We start from the raw sequence: 16,424 nt of genomic DNA, 5'->3' as shown, positions 1-16,424 counted from the left end.
CTCCCGAGTGGCACGATCCGACGCCGCGCAGGCGCGCCGCGAGAAAAACGAGGCCGACACCCGCGCCGAGCTGGCCGACCGCCGTGCCCGGGCCGCCCGGGAAAACCAGGAGGCCGCCGAACGGGAGCAGCGCCGCGCCGAACGGGAGGCCAACAGCAAGGTCGACGCGGCCAAGGCCGACGCCCGCGACGCCTGGGCTCAGGTAGCCGAGCACGAACGCGCCCGCGGCGCGGCCGAGCAGGCCCGCGACGACGCGCTGCGCGAGCAGGAGCAGGCCCAAGCCGAGCAGCAACGGACGGCCGCCCTGCTGGAGGAGGCCCGGCGCGAGATCGACCGGCTGCGCGCCGCCGCAGAAGAGCACGCCCGGCGGGCCGAGACCCTGCGGGCCGCGGCCGCCGAGGCCGACCTCGCCCGCGAGCGTGCCGAGCACGACAGCCGCCAGGCTCAGGCCCGGGCCGAGACCGCTGAAGGCCGCGCCGAGACCGCCAGGCAGGAGGCGACCGACGCCCGCCTGGCCCTGGTCGCCGCCCAGGGCGAAGCCGCCGCCGCTGCGCGGCTGCAGGCCCGCGCCGAGGAGGTGTTGCGCCAGGCTGGCACCGAGCGTGATCTCCAGCGTGAGCGCGCGGTGGCCGCCGAACAGCAGGCCCGCGCCGCCCAAGTTGAACGCGAACGTGACGCCGAACAGATGCGGGGACTACGTGACCGGCTGGCCGCCGCGCAGGCCGCCGCCGGGCTGGTGCTGCCCGAACTGGCCGACCTCGGCGACGGCGCACGCGGCGTGTCACTGCCCGAGACCGGCATCGTCGTCGCCCGGCAGCCGGACGGCGCCGTGGTTCTGCGCCATCAGGGCCGGCAGATCCGGCTGGGAGACGGCGAGCGCGCCCCCCGCCCGCGGCCGCGCTCTGGCCGCCGCGCTGCCGGCCCTCGTCTCGCCACGATCCTGAGCTCAAGGCCATCGCCCTGCGGCAGATGGCCGACGGTGGGCCAGGGACGATCTCGCTGGGCCGGGACACGTGGCCAAGCTGCGGTGAAATTCCGAAGAAGAGTCGATACGGTCGGAAAACCCGGCATACCCGGCGATCGTCATGAGGACGGACTTCATGCTGGCCAGACACGATACAAACCAGGCACGTGTCATCGGCTGTCTATGACCTCTTCGGCAGTCGGACGAGGAGCACCGCCCGGACCCCGGTCCGGGCGGTGCTCGTTCTTCGTCAGCGCAGACCGAACGCCTTCAGTGTCGTCTGCTCCACCCGGTTGCCGTCGGTGTCCCAGGCTTCCGCCTTGAGACTGACGGTGCCCGTGGTGTTGCCACGGGACGGGTAGGTCGCGGTCGCGGTGTAGGAGCCGCCCTTCTTCTTCGAGAGCTGGACCGGGTTCCACGTCTTGCCGTCGTCCGTGCTGGCCCACACCTTCAGCCCGGCGATCTTCGGCATCGCCTCCAACGAAGGACCGTGTCCTGCGTTGACGGTGAAGCGGTGGCGCCCGGTGGCCACGGTGTTCCGCAGGTCGAGCGTGTCATCCAGGTCGAAGCCGACGGTGACCATCGGCTCGGGACGGCACGGATCGGCGGACACGACGGCGCAGATGTGCCCGGGCTTCACCGTGTCCTTCTCCGCGCGGAACGAGGTGAACGTCCAGACTGCGTTGATCGACTTGCTCGTCGCCGAAAGCCGGTACGTGGCCTTCTCCGGGGGCAGCCTGAACAGGAAGATGCGGTTGATGTTGGTCAACGGCACGTCGGTCCCGTCCTGCTTGGTGAGACGATAGGTGTAGCTGTACATCCCGCCCATGTCGTCGTGCTGCTGGAGCCCGCCGTTCACCCTCATCGTATGGAAGATGGGGAAGAGCAGGTCGCCGCGCCTGCACAGGTCGCACGGGGTGTTCAGCCCCAAGGTCGCCGGGTACGGCCTGGCGGGGTCGGGCACCCGGTACACCTGGTCCGGAGCCGTGTAGCCACCGGGCGTGCGCGGTCCGGCGAACATACGCTGCTGGGTGCGGACCGGCTTGTCATAGACGTCCAGAGCGTCGCTCACCTCGACGGTGTTGTCCGACGGCCTCGCCACGCTGATGTTCAGCTGCATCACGTCCGCCGCCAGTGGACCGACGTAGTCGCGCCGGGTGTGCGGACCGACGGCCGACCAGGTGCCGAGTTCGACGGCCTGCGCGACGAGCAGGCGTTCGTCCTGCTTCCAGGCCAGGCGGTGGTCGGAGAACTTGGTGGCCGGGTCCGGGGCCACGTGCACCACGTCGACCTGGGCGAGCTGGTTGTGCTTGTAGGTGTGGTTCAGCGATTCGGGAATCCTGCCCTCCTGGTACTCCTTCAGCGCGTACGTGAAGGGGGTGTCCGGCGTTCCCGTCACCCGGATCGTGACCGGGCCCTTGGTCAGCCGGTCGCGTACCGCCGCGCCGTCACGGGCGGACAGGGACACGTTGGCGATCCCCAGCTCCTTGAGCTCGCCGGTGAACGGCGCCTGCGAGATCGGCAACGGCAGGGAGCATCGGGGCATCGTCTCCGACGGCGCACTCGGGAACGCCACCACACCGGCGGCCCCGGCCGCACGCAGGTTCTGCACCACCTCGATCGGCACGCCGCAGGCCGTGCCGAAGATGTTCGCCTGCAAGCCGGTCTCCAGCAGCGCCAGCTTGCCCTTGAGGTCGAGCTTGGCCAGTTCCTCCGGAGTTCCCGTTCCCACGTTCACCACCGGGAGATCCTGGGTTCCGGTGAACGGGACCCAGCCGGGATGGCCGTTCTGGCTCTCGACCCCCTCGTACTCCCAATGCATCCCCGGGACGGCCTGGATGTCCGGCATGCCCTTGCGGAGGAGGGACATGCTCACCTCCGGCTGGCCGAGAATCGCCTGCTGGGCGAAGCGGAATGTGCCCTTGGTGACGCGCTTGGTCGGGGTAGCCCAGACCAGGTCCCAGGGGCTGTGGTCGAGCATGCCCGCGTACCGCGCGCCGTTCTCCGTCGTACGCTGGTAGGTCTCGATCACGGTGTTGTTGAGCGGACCAGCGGGAGTGGGCGTGCCGAACCGCACCTGGCTGGCCTTGCGCAGGTCGAGCGTGATCGTGGTGTCCTCGGTGACCTTCACCTCCGGATCACTCAGCCAGGCGTAGTTCGTCCGCGAGTCGTCGTCGATCCACTGTGCCAGCTCCATGATGCTGTAGGTGCTCGGAGGCACCCGGACCGTCACCACGCCGGGCTCTGAGACGCCGGCGCCGTCGGGCTGCTCCTCGGAGTCCGTCACGCTGATGAGGTCGAGCCCCGTGGGGGTCAGCGGGGCGCCGTCCCGGCCGATCGTCTTGACGGTGAGCGTGACCCTCGGTCCCGCGATGAAGAGGCCGACCGGGGTGCTGAGCCGTACGTCGCCCGCCTGGGCGGTGATGGCGCCGCCGTATGCGCCGAAGCCGAGGTCGGCAGCGTCGAGCGTGACCGTCGCGGTCGCGGTGCCGCCGGCGGGGAGCGTGAGGGTCTTGTCGGCGCTCAGCGCGCCCTCGATCGGCTTGCGCTTGCTGTCGGACAGCGTGGGGGTCAGCGTGAGCGTGACCGGCTGGTCCGTCAGGTTCGCGTAGGTGACCTGCTTCGTGGCGGTCTTGCCGTCGCCGAAGTCCAGGTTCGCGGTGGTGGCGACGACCTGCTGGGAGGCCGCCCTGGCCACGTCGACCCGGCCGGCGCCCTCCTCGTAGACGGTCAGCCCGACCTGCTTGCTGGTGCTCATCAGCGCGGCCTTGTACTGCGCCGCCGTCCAGTCGGGGTGGCGCTGGGCGAGGATCGCCACGGCGCCCGCCACGTGCGGGGTCGCCATCGAGGTGCCGTTGGCGGAGGTGTAGTAGTCGTCCACCGGCGTGCCCATCGCGGTGCCCGCGGCCCGCGCGGCGACGATGGCGAAGCCCGGGGCGGCGATGTCCGGCTTGAGCGCCCCGTCCAGGCGGGGGCCGCGGCTGGAGAAGTCGGCCAGTTCGTCGGTCTTCGTCGTGGCCGCCACCGTCAGCGCGGCATCGGCGGTGCCCGGCGTGTTGACGGTCCGCGCTCCGGGCCCGTTGTTGCCCGCGGCGATCACGAACAGCGTGCCGGTGCTCGCCGTCAGCTCGTCGACGGCCTGCGACATCGGGTCGGACCCGTCGCTGACGCCGCCGCCGATGCTCATGCTGACGACCTTGGCGCCGCTGCTCGCGGCCCACTCCATGCCGTCGATCAGCCAGGATGACTCGCCCTGTCCGGCGTTGTCGAGCACCTTGCCGATCAGCAGCTTGGCGCCGGGGGCGACGCCCTTGTTCTTCCCGCCAGACGCACTGCCCGAGCCCGCGATCGTGGAGGCCACGTGGGTCCCGTGGCCGTGGCCGTCGGTCACGTCTTGGCCGGGGACGAACGAGTGCGTCTCCGCGAGCACGCCCGCCAGGTCGGGATGCTTGGTGTCGACGCCGGTGTCGAGGACGGCGACCTTCACCCCGGTGCCGTCGAACCCGGCGGCCCAGACCTGGGGCGCGCCGATCAGGGGAACGCTCTCGGCCAGGTTGACCTGCACCTTCCGGTCCAGCCAGAGCTTGGCGACGCCCTGTTTGAGGGTGCGCGCGGCCGTGCCGCCGTCGCGGACGGCGCTCCAGAAGTCGCCGGCCTTGGCCTTGTCGACCTGGAGTCCGGCGCCGCTGATGCTGGTCAGGTCGGTGGCGGTGGTGGTGGCCGGCAGCGCGTCCGCCGCCGCCTTCGCCCCGCGCTGTCCCTTCGGGTACTGGACGATGACCGGCAGCTGCTTGGTCTCGGCGTCGGTGTAGCCGTTCTCGGCCAGGTACTCGACGTTGAACAGTTCCTTGTCGACGTTGCCCGCGTTCACGGCGGCCATGGCGTCGGTCGGGAAGACGTACACGCCCTTGGGCGTCGCCCTGGTCAGGAAGGCGGGCGCCGGGCCACCCGGACGGGCGGCGGGGTCCACGTCGACCTGGTGAGCGCCGCCCCGGTCCGAGAGGGTGACGGTGTCGCCGGTGATGAGCGTGATCTTGTGCGTGCCCGCCGGCAGCCGGTCCAGATCGGGTTGCGCGGCCGGCACGGCCAGCGCACCCGGAGTGGAGACGGCGGACAGCGAGCCCGCGAGGGTCACCGCGGTGACGGCGACGGCGGATCCGCGCCGTAACAGGCGCGAGAAACTAGGCATGGGGCTCCTCGGGAGGTAGGTCAGGCAGGCGGGCGGTCAGACGTCGACCCATCCGTCATCGGGCACTAGGGCAGCGGGGTCCTCGTCGGGCTCCTGGTCGCCCTCTTCGGGCTCCTCCGGGTGCTCAAGGTCACGCTGCGGATCGGTTCCGGACATGACGCCCATGGTCTGCGGCGCGCCCTCTACCTACCTATGGGTAAGAATCCCCATTTATGCCCCGCCGTCCAGCCTTCGGGCGAGCGCGGCCCGCGAACGCAGCCCGAGCTTGCGCAGCGCCGCGCTGAGATGCTTGTCGACCGTCTTCGTCGACAGGAAGAGCTCCGTGGCGATCTCTCTGTTCGTCAGCCCGGTCGCCGCCAGCGTCGCGACCTCCCGCTCCCGGGGTGACAGGTCGCCGCCGTAGCCGCTCGGCCCGCCCCGGTGCCGGGCCGGCGAGGGGACGCCGCGCCGCCTGGCCAGGTGGGAGGCACGGTCGAGGTCCCAGCGGGCACCGAGCGCGGCGTACCCGGCCAGGGCCGCGTTCAGCAGATCGGCGGCGCGCTCGTCGGCGAGCGCGAACAGGCCGGCGGCGGCCAGCTCACGCGCCTGGGCGGCCTCGTACGGGCAGCCGAGCCGGTCGTAGCCGTCAACCGCGGCCAGGAACTCGGCGGACGCGGTGGCCGGGTCCGACGCGCCGGCGGCCAGCAGGCCGCGGGCGTGGGCCAGCGACGGTGGCGCGAGCGGCGCGTCCAGCGTGGCGAGCTCACGGCCGAGCCGGTCGGTCAGCGCCTGCGCCTCGTCCTGGCGCCCGGCCGTGACCAGCGCGTCGACCAGCGGCGGCAGCACCCGCACGGCCACCGGCCAGAGCCGTTTGGTGTCCCACACCGCGATGGCCGCCGCGAGCCCGGCGGGCGGTTCGCCGCCCTGCCTGAGCAGCGCGCCCATCGCGATCGGCAGCACGTCGATCGCGCCCATCCGCGTCGCCCGCTCCACCACGTCGAGCAGCCCGAGCCTGGCCTCCTCCACCTCGCCGGAGGCGAGCGTCAGGCAGGCCCCGAGAATGTCCAGGACGGCGAGTTGGCGCGGGTGCCCGGCCAGCCGTTCGGACAGGAATTCGACCTCCTCCCGCAGGCCCGCCCATGCACCGCGCGCGTAGGCGAGGGCTGCGTACGACGCCCGGCATTCGAATTCCATCCACCGGGTCAGGTCGCAGCCCGGAGCCCCGAGCAGCGCGGCCGAGAGCATCCGGTCGGCGACCTCGTACCGCCCGGCGTAGCACGCGTCCTCGCCGAGTGAGCAGAACGCGCCCACCTCCCTGCGGTTCACCGGCCTGCCGCCCGTCTGCGCCAGCAGCCGGTCCGACAGCTCCGCCCAGCGGGGATCGCCCACCGCCGTGAGCACCATGGCGACCTTGCCCAGCACGAACGCGCGTAGGGGCGCGTCATCGATCGCGGGCAACTGCTCCAGCGCCCGTTCCAGCCAGCCGACGTGCTCGGCCAGCGGCACCTCCGGAGTCGTCGGCAGGCCGAGCCCCACCATCGCCTGTGCCAGCAGGTCGGGGCGCCCGTCCAGCGACTCCACCGCGTCGGTGAAGGCGCGCCACTGCAGCGGGGGCTCCGCCGCCGTCCGGTCCAGACCCAGCGCGTACAGGAAGCGCAGCTCCCCGCGCAGCGGCTGGGGCGGGTCGTGTGCGAGCGCCGCTGACAGCGCGTCGAGCTCGGCGACGACCTTCAGCGTCCTGGTGCTCGCCCAGCCGAGCTTGACCGCGAGTTCCGCCCGCCGTACCGGGTCGAGCGGGGCGTCCCGCAGCACCGCCTTCAGCAGGTGCGCCGCCTCGTCGTCGTCACCGAGCGCGGTCGCCTGGTCGGCGGCCTGCTCGGCCGCCGACACCCAGGCGTCCAGTTGCCCGGAGTGGCGCAGGTGGTGCGCGAGCTGCCCGAGCGGCACCGGGCTGAGCCGCGCCACCGCCGCGCCCGCCCGCGCGTGCAGATCGCGCCGCCGCGACAGCGGCACGCTGCCGTACACGGCCTGTACGGCCAGCAGATGCCTGAACCCGACCAGCCCTGACCGCTCGATCAGCAGGCCGCGTTCGAGGGCCTCGTCCAGTCCGGTTTCCGCCTCGCCCGCCGGGATCCGGCAGGTGGCCAGCAGTGTGCCGATCGGGACGTGCGCCTCCAGCACCGCGCTCGCCTCGACCACTGCGCGGGCGGCGGGAGACAGGCGGCTGACCCGTTCGAGCACCGAGTCGCGCACCCCGGCGGGGACGTCGAGCTCGTCGATCGTCTTGCGCGCCCAGCCGCCGTCGCGCCGTACGAGGGTGCCGCGGGCGCGCAGCAGCGCCAGCAGCTCCTGGATCGCGAACGGCAGGCCCGACGTGCGCTCCCGCAGGTAGAGCGCGAAGTCCTCGGACACGCGCGGGGCGCCGAGGATCGAGGCGGCCAGCTCCTGCGTCTCCGCCGTGCTGAACGGGGCCAGTGCCACCCGGGTCCTGGCCACGGCCGTGGGCAGCCGGGAGGTCAGCGCCCGCACGCCGACTCCCACTTCCTCGCCGCGGTAGGTGAGGACCACGCTCAGGTCCGGCGGGGGATCCGACAGCAGGTAACCGAGGAACTCGACGGTCTGCTCGTCGGCCCAGTGCATGTCCTCCAGCACCAGGACCACCGCGCCGAGGGTGGTCAGCAGCTCGGCCAGCCCGCGGAACACGCGGTGCCGCTCGCCGACCCGGTCGTCCAGCGGCTCAGGGACGAGCGGGAGGACGTGCGCGAGCTCGGGCAGCAGCGGCCGCAACGCCCCCGCCACCGGTGACAGAGAGACGGCCGCCAGCAGTTCGCCGGTGCCGCGCAGCGCTTCGAGCACCGGGCCGAGCGGGAACGGCTCGCGGATGTGCCCGCAGCCGCCGGTCAGCACCAGCGTCCCGGCCAGCTCGGTGGCCAGCTCCCTGACGAGCCGGGTCTTGCCGATCCCCGCCTCGCCCTCGACGACCGCGACTGCCGGGGGGCTGCCGAGCGTGGCCAACAGCGCGGACAGCTCTGTCGCCCGGGCGACCAATTTCGGCGAGACGATCTGTGCGCTGCTGGCGCTTCGGGGGGTCACGTCACCGGCCTCGTTCGAGATCAGAACGAGGTTCAGCCTACTAGCTAGTAGTTCAGGACGATTTCATGATGGAGAAGCCGCCGTCCCCAAGAGCGGCCGGCTCGGGCGCGGGTCTGGTGGTGGCGCCGACGTTGGGACCAGGCCGGCGCGTACGTGAGCGGCCGGGTGGCCGTGGCGGTGCCAGGCGTCGTAGCGCCGGACCTGGTAGTGGTCCAGGCCGGTAGCGCGAACTCCTCGCCGATGGCCGATCGACATAGTCGATCACCCAGACCCCCATGAGCAGGCCGACGGTGACGGTAGCCGTTTCACGTACGTGCGCGGGCGCCAAGGTGTGGGTGCCTTCGGCGAGTCCCATTCACAGGCCTCCGAAGCTGGATCAATGTTCCACCAACCCTCCATCACCTCATCCCGGAGTGCTTCGCGCAGAAGCATGAAGTCGGGGCGTCACACAGGCAGCCGCCCTGCAGGCAAGAGAACACAAGGGGCGCACGGGCGCCCCTTGTTGAAAGCCCGTCACTGGCCCTCTGGTGCCGAGCCAGTCCATTGAGGCGTGCGCGGCTCTACTCCATCGACGCGTCGTGATCGTTGTCGCGTCGTCGCTTACGGCGGGTTGGGCGGACGCGGCGTCGCGCCATCGTCAGCGCGGCAGCAAGGCCGACGCCGGCGGTGGCTAGCTGGGCTAGCTCGGTCAACAGATCCAGCATGAAGGCCTCTCCAGAATGGTCGGACAAGTCACTGGATCAGAGTGAGAGGGAAGATCGGTGTCCGGCGAGGTTGGCGGCCATTCCCGAGCCGAACTGACGCCACGGGCCGTCCATTTCCGGACACTGGCCCACGAGGTTTCCGTGAACCCCCGTCCGCGACGAGGAGGCGGCCTAAGCTGTCGGACATTCAAAGACATGTCCGGACGATCGCGAACGAGGCAGCGTGGAACATCTCCCCCGCGAGGAAGGCGGCCCACATCGGCTGGACCCAGACTCAGTCGTAACGCGTGAGGATCTGGCCCGTGCGCTCACCGCGCTGCATGTCCGAGCCGGGGAACCCTCCCTGCGTCAGCTGCAGGAAAGAACCCAGCTCCACAAGGTGCGGCTAGCGCGTAGCACTGTCTCTGAGATGCTGCGGGCTAAACGACTGGCGCCGAAAAAGGTCATGCTGGCCTTTGTCCAGGCATGCGGCGTCGCCCTGACTGAGATGTCGGCGTGGGAAGCGGCGTGGGAACGGGTGGCCATCGCGGAGCGCATCCACCAGGCGCCGGCACCGATGGAACAGATCAGTCTCCTGCAGGAGACCGTCGCCCATCTTCAACAAACGATCATTGATCTGCAGCAAGAGCTCCGGACTGAACGCGAGGCCCGAGCAACGCGGGAAGGAACCGGTTCCCACACTTCCCAGCCGCCGGCAGTGGTGGAAGCTCGGCAGGCAACACGCCCGCCCGCGGAGGAGATCCTCCCCGCCGACGCAGGAGAGCGTAGCGCTGCCCAGAGACTGGTCGACCTGCTGGCGGAGCAGGAGCGGACAGAAGAGCTGCACGCACGCGCCCAGGCTGGGGACGCGTACGCCGCGCGTCGGCTCATCGACGTGTTGGCCGCACAAGATCGCCAAGAGGACTTGGAAGTGCTGGCTGACGCGGGCAACCGGTACGCCGCCAAGCGCCTGGCGAACCTGTTGCTGGAGCACGGGCGCTTTGTGGGACTACAAGCCCGAATTCAAGCCGGAGACAAGGCCGCACTTCGGCTCTTGGCCGAAAGCCATGCCGACGCGCTGGCCAAGCAGGGTTTAGTAGAGGAGCTGCGGGCCCGCGCCAGAAGAGGTGACGAACCTGCCGCTCGGCGACTTGCCGATCTCTATGCGGAGCGTGGCAATGCTTTAGAACTGCGGGTGTTGACCGAAGCTGACAACAGCGACATCCATGCCGCCTGGCAACTGGCCGACTTGCTGGCGAAGCGGGGCCAAACCGAAGAGTTGCGGGCTTGGGCCAAGACAGGCAATCCGTATGCCGCCTGGCGATTGGCCGATTTACTTGTCCAACAAGGCGGTGTTCTGGAGTTACGTACTCGGGCTGACGCCGGCGATTCCTTCGCTGCTCGCCGTCTTGTCGACCTTCTGGCCAAGCAGGACAACACCTACGAACTAGAAGCGCGGGCCGCGGCTGGCGATTTCACCGCCTCTCGCCGGCTGACCGATCTGCTCGCCAAGCAGGGCCGGACCGCAGAACTGCGAGCTCGCGCCCACGATGGCGATCCCTACGCAGCCTGGCGGCTGACCTCAACCAGCCTTTGAACTGATTCGGCGAGCTGGTAGCGCGTGGTCAGCCTGTTGAAGACATGCTGACCACGCTCTTGTTCCCAACCGGCGAAGTGGCTCGCGTTCGAGGAGCTCCCGGAGTTTCGGGAGCCACTGTTACGCCCGCGCGGGCGCGTAACGTCAAGGCCATGATCAGCTTGCCCGTTTCTCTCTCTCGCGCCGTTGGCGGGCACGGCCTGGACGTTGGCGAGTGCCTGGCTGCCGCTGATGTGGTCGAGCAGGTGACCGTCCAGGGGCGCCGGTAGCAATGAAGAAATTTCCAGCGAAGTAGCCTCTGACCTGCATAAATGTAGGCGCTTGACCGCCTGCGGCAGGTGAGCATCACTGCCGCTACGTTCGTTCCGGTTTCATCCGGTACGGCAGGTAGAGGTGGTGCGTTGTCCGAGAAGATGTTCTCCGAGGAGCAGCTGCGCTCGTACCCGGAGATCACCGGCGATGAGCTGATCAGGTATTTCACGCCGACGGCGGCTGACCTGGCAGCGTTCGTGAGTCCCAGTTGATCGGCTGGGCATGCTGGTCCAGCTGTGCAGCTTGCCCTGGCTCGGGTCCGTGCCCGACGACGTGGCCTCAGCACCGGCCGCGGCGGTGGCGCGGGTGGCCGAGCGGCTTGGGGTGACCGGGATATGAGAACTCGCCCGCGTCCAGCCGTGCCGTGCCGACCCTGGGTCTCCTGGTCTGAGGGCTGCTGTGTTGATGCTGTGATCAGATTTCTGCCCGCGCTGCGCATCGGCCGCAAAATCCTGGTGCCCACCGCGCCGAGGGCCGCCCCGGACCTCCCTGGCTCAGGCCAGTGCGTCCATCAGGGCGGTGACATAGGCATCCAGCCGCTCCTCCACGGCACGCGTCGTCAGCTCTGTCCTCCCTGCCTCCCTCCATGGCTGCGACACCAACTGCACTTCTTCTGAGCACGCCAGCCCGTCCCGCACCTGCCAGTACAGCCGCTCGCTCGCGGCCGCGGCCAACACACCGCCGGCCTCCTGATACGCCTCAGCGAACCGCAGACCCCACGCCGGGCCGTGCAGCAGGGCGAGATTGGTGGAGCAGTGCGCCACGTCGAGATCCGCCGGGCCCCAACAGGTCGCTGCCCAGTCGACGACGCCGGTGATCCGGGCACCTGCCGGGCTTGGGGGCGACATGTCGAACAGCACGTTGCCGGGTTGGAAGTCCCGGTGCAGGAATCGTCCTTCATAGGGCGGCGCCGGCTTGCGGATCACGTCGATTGCCGCGGCCCATGCCGCCGCGTCGGCGCCCTTCGGAACCACGACGGTGTCGGCGGTCGTCAGCGTCACATACTTCCGGGGCCGCTCGGCGGGCCGCAGCGCATGGATCGCCGCGAGTTGACGGGCCAGCAGAGGGACGCGTGTCTCCAATCCCTCATCGTCGAGGACCGTTCGGCCCGCCAGATGTGTCATGACGAGCGAGGGATACTCGCAATGCGCGGCGGTTGGATCAACCGCGACCAGTCCAGGAACCGGCACGTCGGTCCCCGTGAGCAGGGTCAGGGCGCCGGCCTCCCTATTCAGCCAGTCCTCGGCGTACTCCATGTTGACTAAGGTCCGCAGCACCAGGTCACGGGTGCCTCCGTGCCGCGTGCCGATGGTCAGCCTCCGCATCTCGGCATTGATGCCGCCGTGCAGCGCCTCGGTTTCGACGATCCGTTCGCCGACCTCCAGGTGCCGGCTCACCCAAGCCAGTGTCAACGGTCGGACAGCCGCCGCCTCATCATGGTTTGTCACCGTGCCACCTCATCATCCGGACGGAGGGCGAAGAACCGGAACAGCTCCTCGCGCCCGATCTCGGGAACTGGCGCAGTGCCTCAAGTTGCTGGTCGGTGAAGACCTGAGCGACCAACCAGCACCCCTCGCCACAGCTCGAAGATCCGCAGCTAAGGAGCCTAGTCGATCATATCCGCCCAAAATTTCCCGGATGCTACGGCGACTCCCCAGTTAAAGAGCACCGCGCCGACTTCCGAGATTGCCATGGCCAACCTACTTGCCTGACGTGCCTGACAGACCTTCAAGCAGCTGACCAGCTATTTCGCTTGGCTACCCAAGATAACCATCGAAGATCGCTGATCGGTTGTTCAAGCGGCCCGAGCCGAAGGCGACGTTCGCAGACCTGGTCCGCGGGCTGCTGGCCGGTGTGCCGCCTAAACTCCTGGCAGCTGGCCGACCACCTCGGGCATCCCGACCGCCAACCCGATCGAGTGACTGCTGTCACGGGCCAAGTGGGACGCCGACGTACCACGCGATGGCGTGCGCGCCTACGTCGTCGAACATCTGGGCAGCGCGGCCGGGGTATTGATCGCTGACGACACACAAGCGATCAAGAAAGGCGACAGGTCGGTCGGGGTGACCCGCCAGTACTGCGGGCTGACCTGCCAGATCGAGAACTACCAGGTGATGCCGATGCACACTACGCCTCCGCAACCGGGCACGCCTTCATCAACCGGCGGCCGCGGATCCACGGGGGCAGCGACGGCCGCGGAACTCCGCCCGGTTCCCAGGAAGAGATCTCGGAGCTACGAGCGGCCCTCGAGCAACCCCATGGCGAGAACCTTGAACTGCGGCGTGAACTCGCCCGCCGCGGTGGCAGCTGCTACTAGGGTGCCGCTTGTGCTCTATGCCCTCTACGCCCGTCACCTGCGCTCCCGGCTGCTGAAGGGCCCACTCCCCGCCCACGTCGCCCTGGTGATGGACGGCAACAGGCGATGGGCCAAGGAGGTGGGTCTGGACAACCCGAGCCAAGGACACCGCCACGGCGTCGAGCACATCGAGACCGTCATCGGCTGGTGCGCCGACCTCGACATCAGACACGTCACCATCTACGTCGCGTCCGTCGACAACGTTCGCAAGCGCGAATCGGCGCAGGTCGCCTTCTACATGGGACTGATCGAGGAGATCGTCGCGGGACGGCTGGTCGACTCGGCCCCCCGCTGGCGGCTCCACGTGGCGGGACGGCTCGACGAACTGCCCGACCCCACGGCCCACGCGCTCAAGCTCGCCGTCGACCGTACCCGCGACAGGGAAGGCTTTCACCTGACGCTCGCCATCGGGTACGACGGGCGGCAGGAGGTGGTCGACGCGGTCAGGTCCGTGCTGACCGACAGGGCGGACGCGGGCGTGCCAATCGACGAGCTCGCCCGAACGATCACCGCGGACGACATCGCCGCCCGCCTCTACACGGCCGGGCGGCCCGACCCGGACCTCATCATCAGGACAAGCGGGGAGCAGCGGCTATCGGGGTTCCTGATCTGGCAGTCGGCCACCGCCCGGCTCCACTTCTGCGAGGTGTACTGGCCCGGGTTCCGCCACATCGACTTCCTGCGCGCCCTCCGCTCCTACGCCGCCCGCCGCCCCTCATCCCACGAAACCTCGAACCCCCCACCCCGTAACCACAGCCCCATGACCCCGTGACCCCGTGACCCGCGTGACGCCCGCCGTCCCATGACCCCGTGACCGCCGTGACTCTCGTGACCCCCGATCCCATGACCCCGCCACCTCCCGGGGTCACTCGCCTCTCGTCGCCGAGAGCACCTACACCTACCTGAAGCTCGCGCTGCACGCCCTGGTCGAGGTCTCGCATCACGGCGGCGAGATCGGCCTGCTGCGCGACCTGTACATACGCCAAGGCGTCTGACACGGCCTCATCGGGGCAGTGCACACCGCCATGGGCAGGGTTCTGGTGGGAACGGCGTCGTGGACGAATCGGTCGTTGCTGGAGTCTGGCTGGCATCCACCGACGGCCACCACGCCAGAAGAGCGCCTCGACCACTACGCGGCGAAATTCCCGCTGGTCGAGGTCGACGCCACCTACTACCACCCGCCCGCGCTGCGAACCACCGAGCTGTGGCGCGACCGCATACCAGGAACGAGGCGTCTCCATCGCCGCGCTCGCCCGCGCCCATGGCGTCAGCCGCGCCGCCATACGGGCCCGGCGCTCGGCCGGTGTCACCAGACGCAAAGTAGAGCGTCCGCGCTGGTCAGAGGGCCCGGACGGCGGGTGGCGCCGGAGCGGTTACGGCTGTGGACAACCGGGGCCGGGCAGTGGCCGAATCATGGCGTTCAAGGTGTCCTAGACGCTGACCTGGGCGAATGCGATTGGGGAGACCCGACAGAGCACGTACACCGTCCAGTGGAGCGGCGACATCGCGACCCTGCCCACGCAGGCCAGCCACGATGTCGTGGTTCGCGACTGACATGAGTAGCTGGTGCCTCGACCGGCCGGCCGAGTCGAAGCCAGTGTCCATCCGGCCACTTTCTTTCATGGTGATGTGACGGCGCCTGTGTTGCTCCCGTCCTGTGCGCCGTCGAGCCGTGCTTCGCGACTGCTCTGCTCGCCTGGTCTGGGTCGACGATGGCGGGACGAGAAGCTAGTGCTGCGTTCCTCAAAGGGTGTGGGGTTGCCTCTGGCCAGGCGCCTTGAGCAGGCGGATTCTCATGGCAGGAGGGTTCCGCCATGCCGAAGCTACTGTTCGCGCGGGCTCCGTGCGATGAGAGGGAAGAACGCACAATGCGCCGGTTGGCCGGTGCCCGGCACGCTCCCGGTGACTGGATCCAGCGTGCCCCGATCGTGGTGGCCAGCTGGGACGGGCTGAGGATGCCGGCAATCGCGGCCAGACTGAGCTGTCACCCGGAAACGGTGCGCCGGCGGTTACACCGGTTCAACGGCGAAGGGATCGATGGCCTGGGCGATCGGCCCGGGGCCAGGGCAACGACCGCGGCTCACCGAAAGCGAGCGCAGCCAGATCATCGCCCTGGTCAACACGACCCCACCAGGGCGACCTGTGCCCGATCCGTGGCTGAACGGGCTGGCCGCCGCCGAGGAGGAAGATGTGCCGGACGTGTGGACGCTGGACACGCTGACAGCCGCGGCCCGTGGCGCCGAAATCGAGGTCGGTCGCTCTCATGTGCGCCGGATCCTGATGAAGGAAGGGGTGAGATGGCGCCGCCCCCGATCCTGGACCACCAGCAAAGACCCGGAATTCGCCGCAAAGATCCTGGATCGTGGACCTCTACGCGCGCCCGCCGTCCGGCGCGATAGTGGTCTGCGCAGATGAGCTCGGCCCTGTGGTGCCGCGGGCCTTCCCACCCGCATCCGGCTGGTCGCCTGATGGGCACCGGATCAAAGCGCGGCATCGACTCTCGGCTATGAGCGGCCACCCATCGTCATGGTCGGGACGGCTTCGAGGAGCTGCTTCGTGTACGGATGCGCGGAACGCTCGATGACGTCCTCCGTCGTACCGTGCTCGACGAGCCGGCCGGACTTCATGACCGCGATCGAGTCGGCCACGTAGCGGACCACGGCGAGGTTGTGCGAGATGAACAGGATCCCGACCCCGGTCCGGGTCTGGATCTCCTTGAGCAGGTTGAGTACGGCACCCTGGACCGAGACGTCGAGCGCCGACGTGATCTCGTCGGCGATCAGGACCTCGGGCTCGGCGGCGAGGGCGCGGGCGATGGCGACGCGCTGCCGCTGTCCGCCGGAGAGCTGCCGGGGGCGCTTGTGGACGTCGCCAGGATCGAGCCGGACCATCTCGAGCAGCTCGGTGACCCGGGCCGACCGCTCCCGCCGCCCGCTCCCCCGGGGCAGGCCCTCGGCGATCGACGCGCCGACGCTCATCCGCGGGTTGAGGGACGCGTACGGGTCCTGGAACACGTACTGCAACGGCGGGCGGTCGCGCGGGTCGAGCACCGCCCCCTTCCAGAGGATCGTGCCCGAGGTGAGCGGGGCGAGGCTGACCGCCGCCCGGGCGAGGGTCGACTTGCCGGACCCCGACTCGCCGACGAGCCCGACGACCGAGCCGGCCGCCACGGTCAGGCTGACCTCGTCGACGGCCGTCACGGCGCCCCGATGGTGGCCGTACCGGACAACTATGTCGCGGAGCTCGAGCAC

At 69.7% G+C, this 16,424-nt stretch carries 12 protein-coding genes and 2 pseudogenes; 9 read left to right on the top strand and 5 right to left on the bottom strand.

The features are described 5' to 3' along the window. Positions 1-7: 7 nt before the first annotated feature. Positions 8-1,288: a hypothetical protein gene (locus tag ACWCSU_RS19605; protein ID WP_449936475.1), complete on the top strand. Its 1,281-nt coding sequence runs from the start codon at positions 8-10 to the stop codon at positions 1,286-1,288. Here ACWCSU_RS19605 and ACWCSU_RS19600 read toward each other — a convergent pair. The 3 genes from ACWCSU_RS19600 to ACWCSU_RS19590 form a co-directional block, all read right to left on the bottom strand. After that, positions 1,215-5,153, bottom strand: coding sequence for a S8 family peptidase (locus tag ACWCSU_RS19600; RefSeq protein ID WP_449936472.1), 3,939 nt, complete (start codon positions 5,151-5,153; stop codon positions 1,215-1,217). The genes ACWCSU_RS19605 and ACWCSU_RS19600 overlap by 74 nt on opposite strands. 210 nt (positions 5,154-5,363) lie before the next feature. Continuing rightward, entirely contained in the window at positions 5,364-8,225 is a 2,862-nt protein-coding gene (locus ACWCSU_RS19595) for a helix-turn-helix transcriptional regulator (protein WP_449936469.1), read from the bottom strand. Positions 8,226-8,785: 560 nt separating this feature from the next. Continuing rightward, entirely contained in the window at positions 8,786-8,929 is a 144-nt protein-coding gene (locus ACWCSU_RS19590; RefSeq protein WP_449936466.1) for a hypothetical protein, read from the bottom strand. 409 nt (positions 8,930-9,338) lie between these two features. On the opposite strand from ACWCSU_RS19590, the gene ACWCSU_RS19585 reads away from it, so the two are divergent. From ACWCSU_RS19585 to ACWCSU_RS19575, 3 genes are all read left to right on the top strand, one after another. Further along, entirely contained in the window at positions 9,339-10,505 is a 1,167-nt protein-coding gene (locus ACWCSU_RS19585; protein ID WP_449936463.1) for a hypothetical protein, read from the top strand. A gap of 401 nt (positions 10,506-10,906) precedes the next feature. Continuing rightward, complete coding sequence (locus ACWCSU_RS19580) at positions 10,907-11,029, top strand: hypothetical protein (protein WP_449936461.1); 123 nt, start codon at positions 10,907-10,909, stop codon at positions 11,027-11,029. A 10-nt stretch (positions 11,030-11,039) separates the two neighbouring features. Beyond that, the gene (locus ACWCSU_RS19575; RefSeq protein WP_449936458.1) at positions 11,040-11,156 is read left to right on the top strand and encodes a hypothetical protein; all 117 of its coding nucleotides are present in this window, start codon (positions 11,040-11,042) and stop codon (positions 11,154-11,156) included. Between the two features lie 155 nt (positions 11,157-11,311). Here ACWCSU_RS19575 and ACWCSU_RS19570 read toward each other — a convergent pair whose 3' ends face one another. Further along, a complete protein-coding gene (locus ACWCSU_RS19570; protein ID WP_449936456.1) occupies positions 11,312-12,214 on the bottom strand; it encodes a phosphotransferase family protein in 903 nt (300 codons plus the stop codon). Positions 12,215-12,593: 379 nt separating this feature from the next. On the opposite strand from ACWCSU_RS19570, the pseudogene ACWCSU_RS19565 reads away from it, so the two are divergent. The 5 genes and pseudogenes from ACWCSU_RS19565 to ACWCSU_RS19545 all read left to right on the top strand — a co-directional run. Beyond that, positions 12,594-12,984 (top strand): annotated as a pseudogene (locus tag ACWCSU_RS19565) (transposase); the annotation flags it as partial. Between the two features lie 160 nt (positions 12,985-13,144). After that, positions 13,145-13,945, top strand: a complete 801-nt coding sequence (gene uppS, locus ACWCSU_RS19560; protein WP_449936454.1) for a polyprenyl diphosphate synthase — start codon at positions 13,145-13,147, stop codon at positions 13,943-13,945. A 253-nt stretch (positions 13,946-14,198) separates the two neighbouring features. Then, entirely contained in the window at positions 14,199-14,732 is a 534-nt protein-coding gene (locus ACWCSU_RS19555) for a DUF72 domain-containing protein (RefSeq protein WP_449937023.1), read from the top strand. A 255-nt stretch (positions 14,733-14,987) separates the two neighbouring features. After that, a pseudogene (locus ACWCSU_RS19550) lies at positions 14,988-15,179 on the top strand (helix-turn-helix domain-containing protein); the annotation flags it as partial. Between the two features lie 31 nt (positions 15,180-15,210). Then, complete coding sequence (locus ACWCSU_RS19545; protein ID WP_449937038.1) at positions 15,211-15,588, top strand: hypothetical protein; 378 nt, start codon at positions 15,211-15,213, stop codon at positions 15,586-15,588. A gap of 89 nt (positions 15,589-15,677) precedes the next feature. On the opposite strand, the gene ACWCSU_RS19540 is transcribed toward ACWCSU_RS19545, so the two are convergent. Further along, positions 15,678-16,424, bottom strand: coding sequence for an ABC transporter ATP-binding protein (locus tag ACWCSU_RS19540; protein ID WP_364101100.1), 747 nt, complete (start codon positions 16,422-16,424; stop codon positions 15,678-15,680).

Source organism: Nonomuraea sp. NPDC001699 (assembly GCF_053596455.1).
Note: the sequence above shows the minus strand (reverse complement) of the source record. Positions and strands in the feature narration are given on the sequence as shown.

What these genes read in the sequence shown, in the direction of transcription:
- ACWCSU_RS19585 (WP_449936463.1), top strand. Translation starts at nt 9,339, where the DNA reads ATGCTGCGGGCTAAACGACTGGCGCCGAAAAAGGTCATGCTGGCCTTT.
- ACWCSU_RS19545 (WP_449937038.1), top strand. Translation starts at nt 15,211, where the DNA reads ATGGCCTGGGCGATCGGCCCGGGGCCAGGGCAACGACCGCGGCTCACC.
- ACWCSU_RS19600 (WP_449936472.1), bottom strand. Translation starts at nt 5,153, where the DNA reads ATGCCTAGTTTCTCGCGCCTGTTACGGCGCGGATCCGCCGTCGCCGTC.
- ACWCSU_RS19575 (WP_449936458.1), top strand. Translation starts at nt 11,040, where the DNA reads ATGCTGGTCCAGCTGTGCAGCTTGCCCTGGCTCGGGTCCGTGCCCGAC.
- ACWCSU_RS19590 (WP_449936466.1), bottom strand. Translation starts at nt 8,929, where the DNA reads ATGCTGGATCTGTTGACCGAGCTAGCCCAGCTAGCCACCGCCGGCGTC.
- ACWCSU_RS19555 (WP_449937023.1), top strand. Translation starts at nt 14,199, where the DNA reads ATGGGCAGGGTTCTGGTGGGAACGGCGTCGTGGACGAATCGGTCGTTG.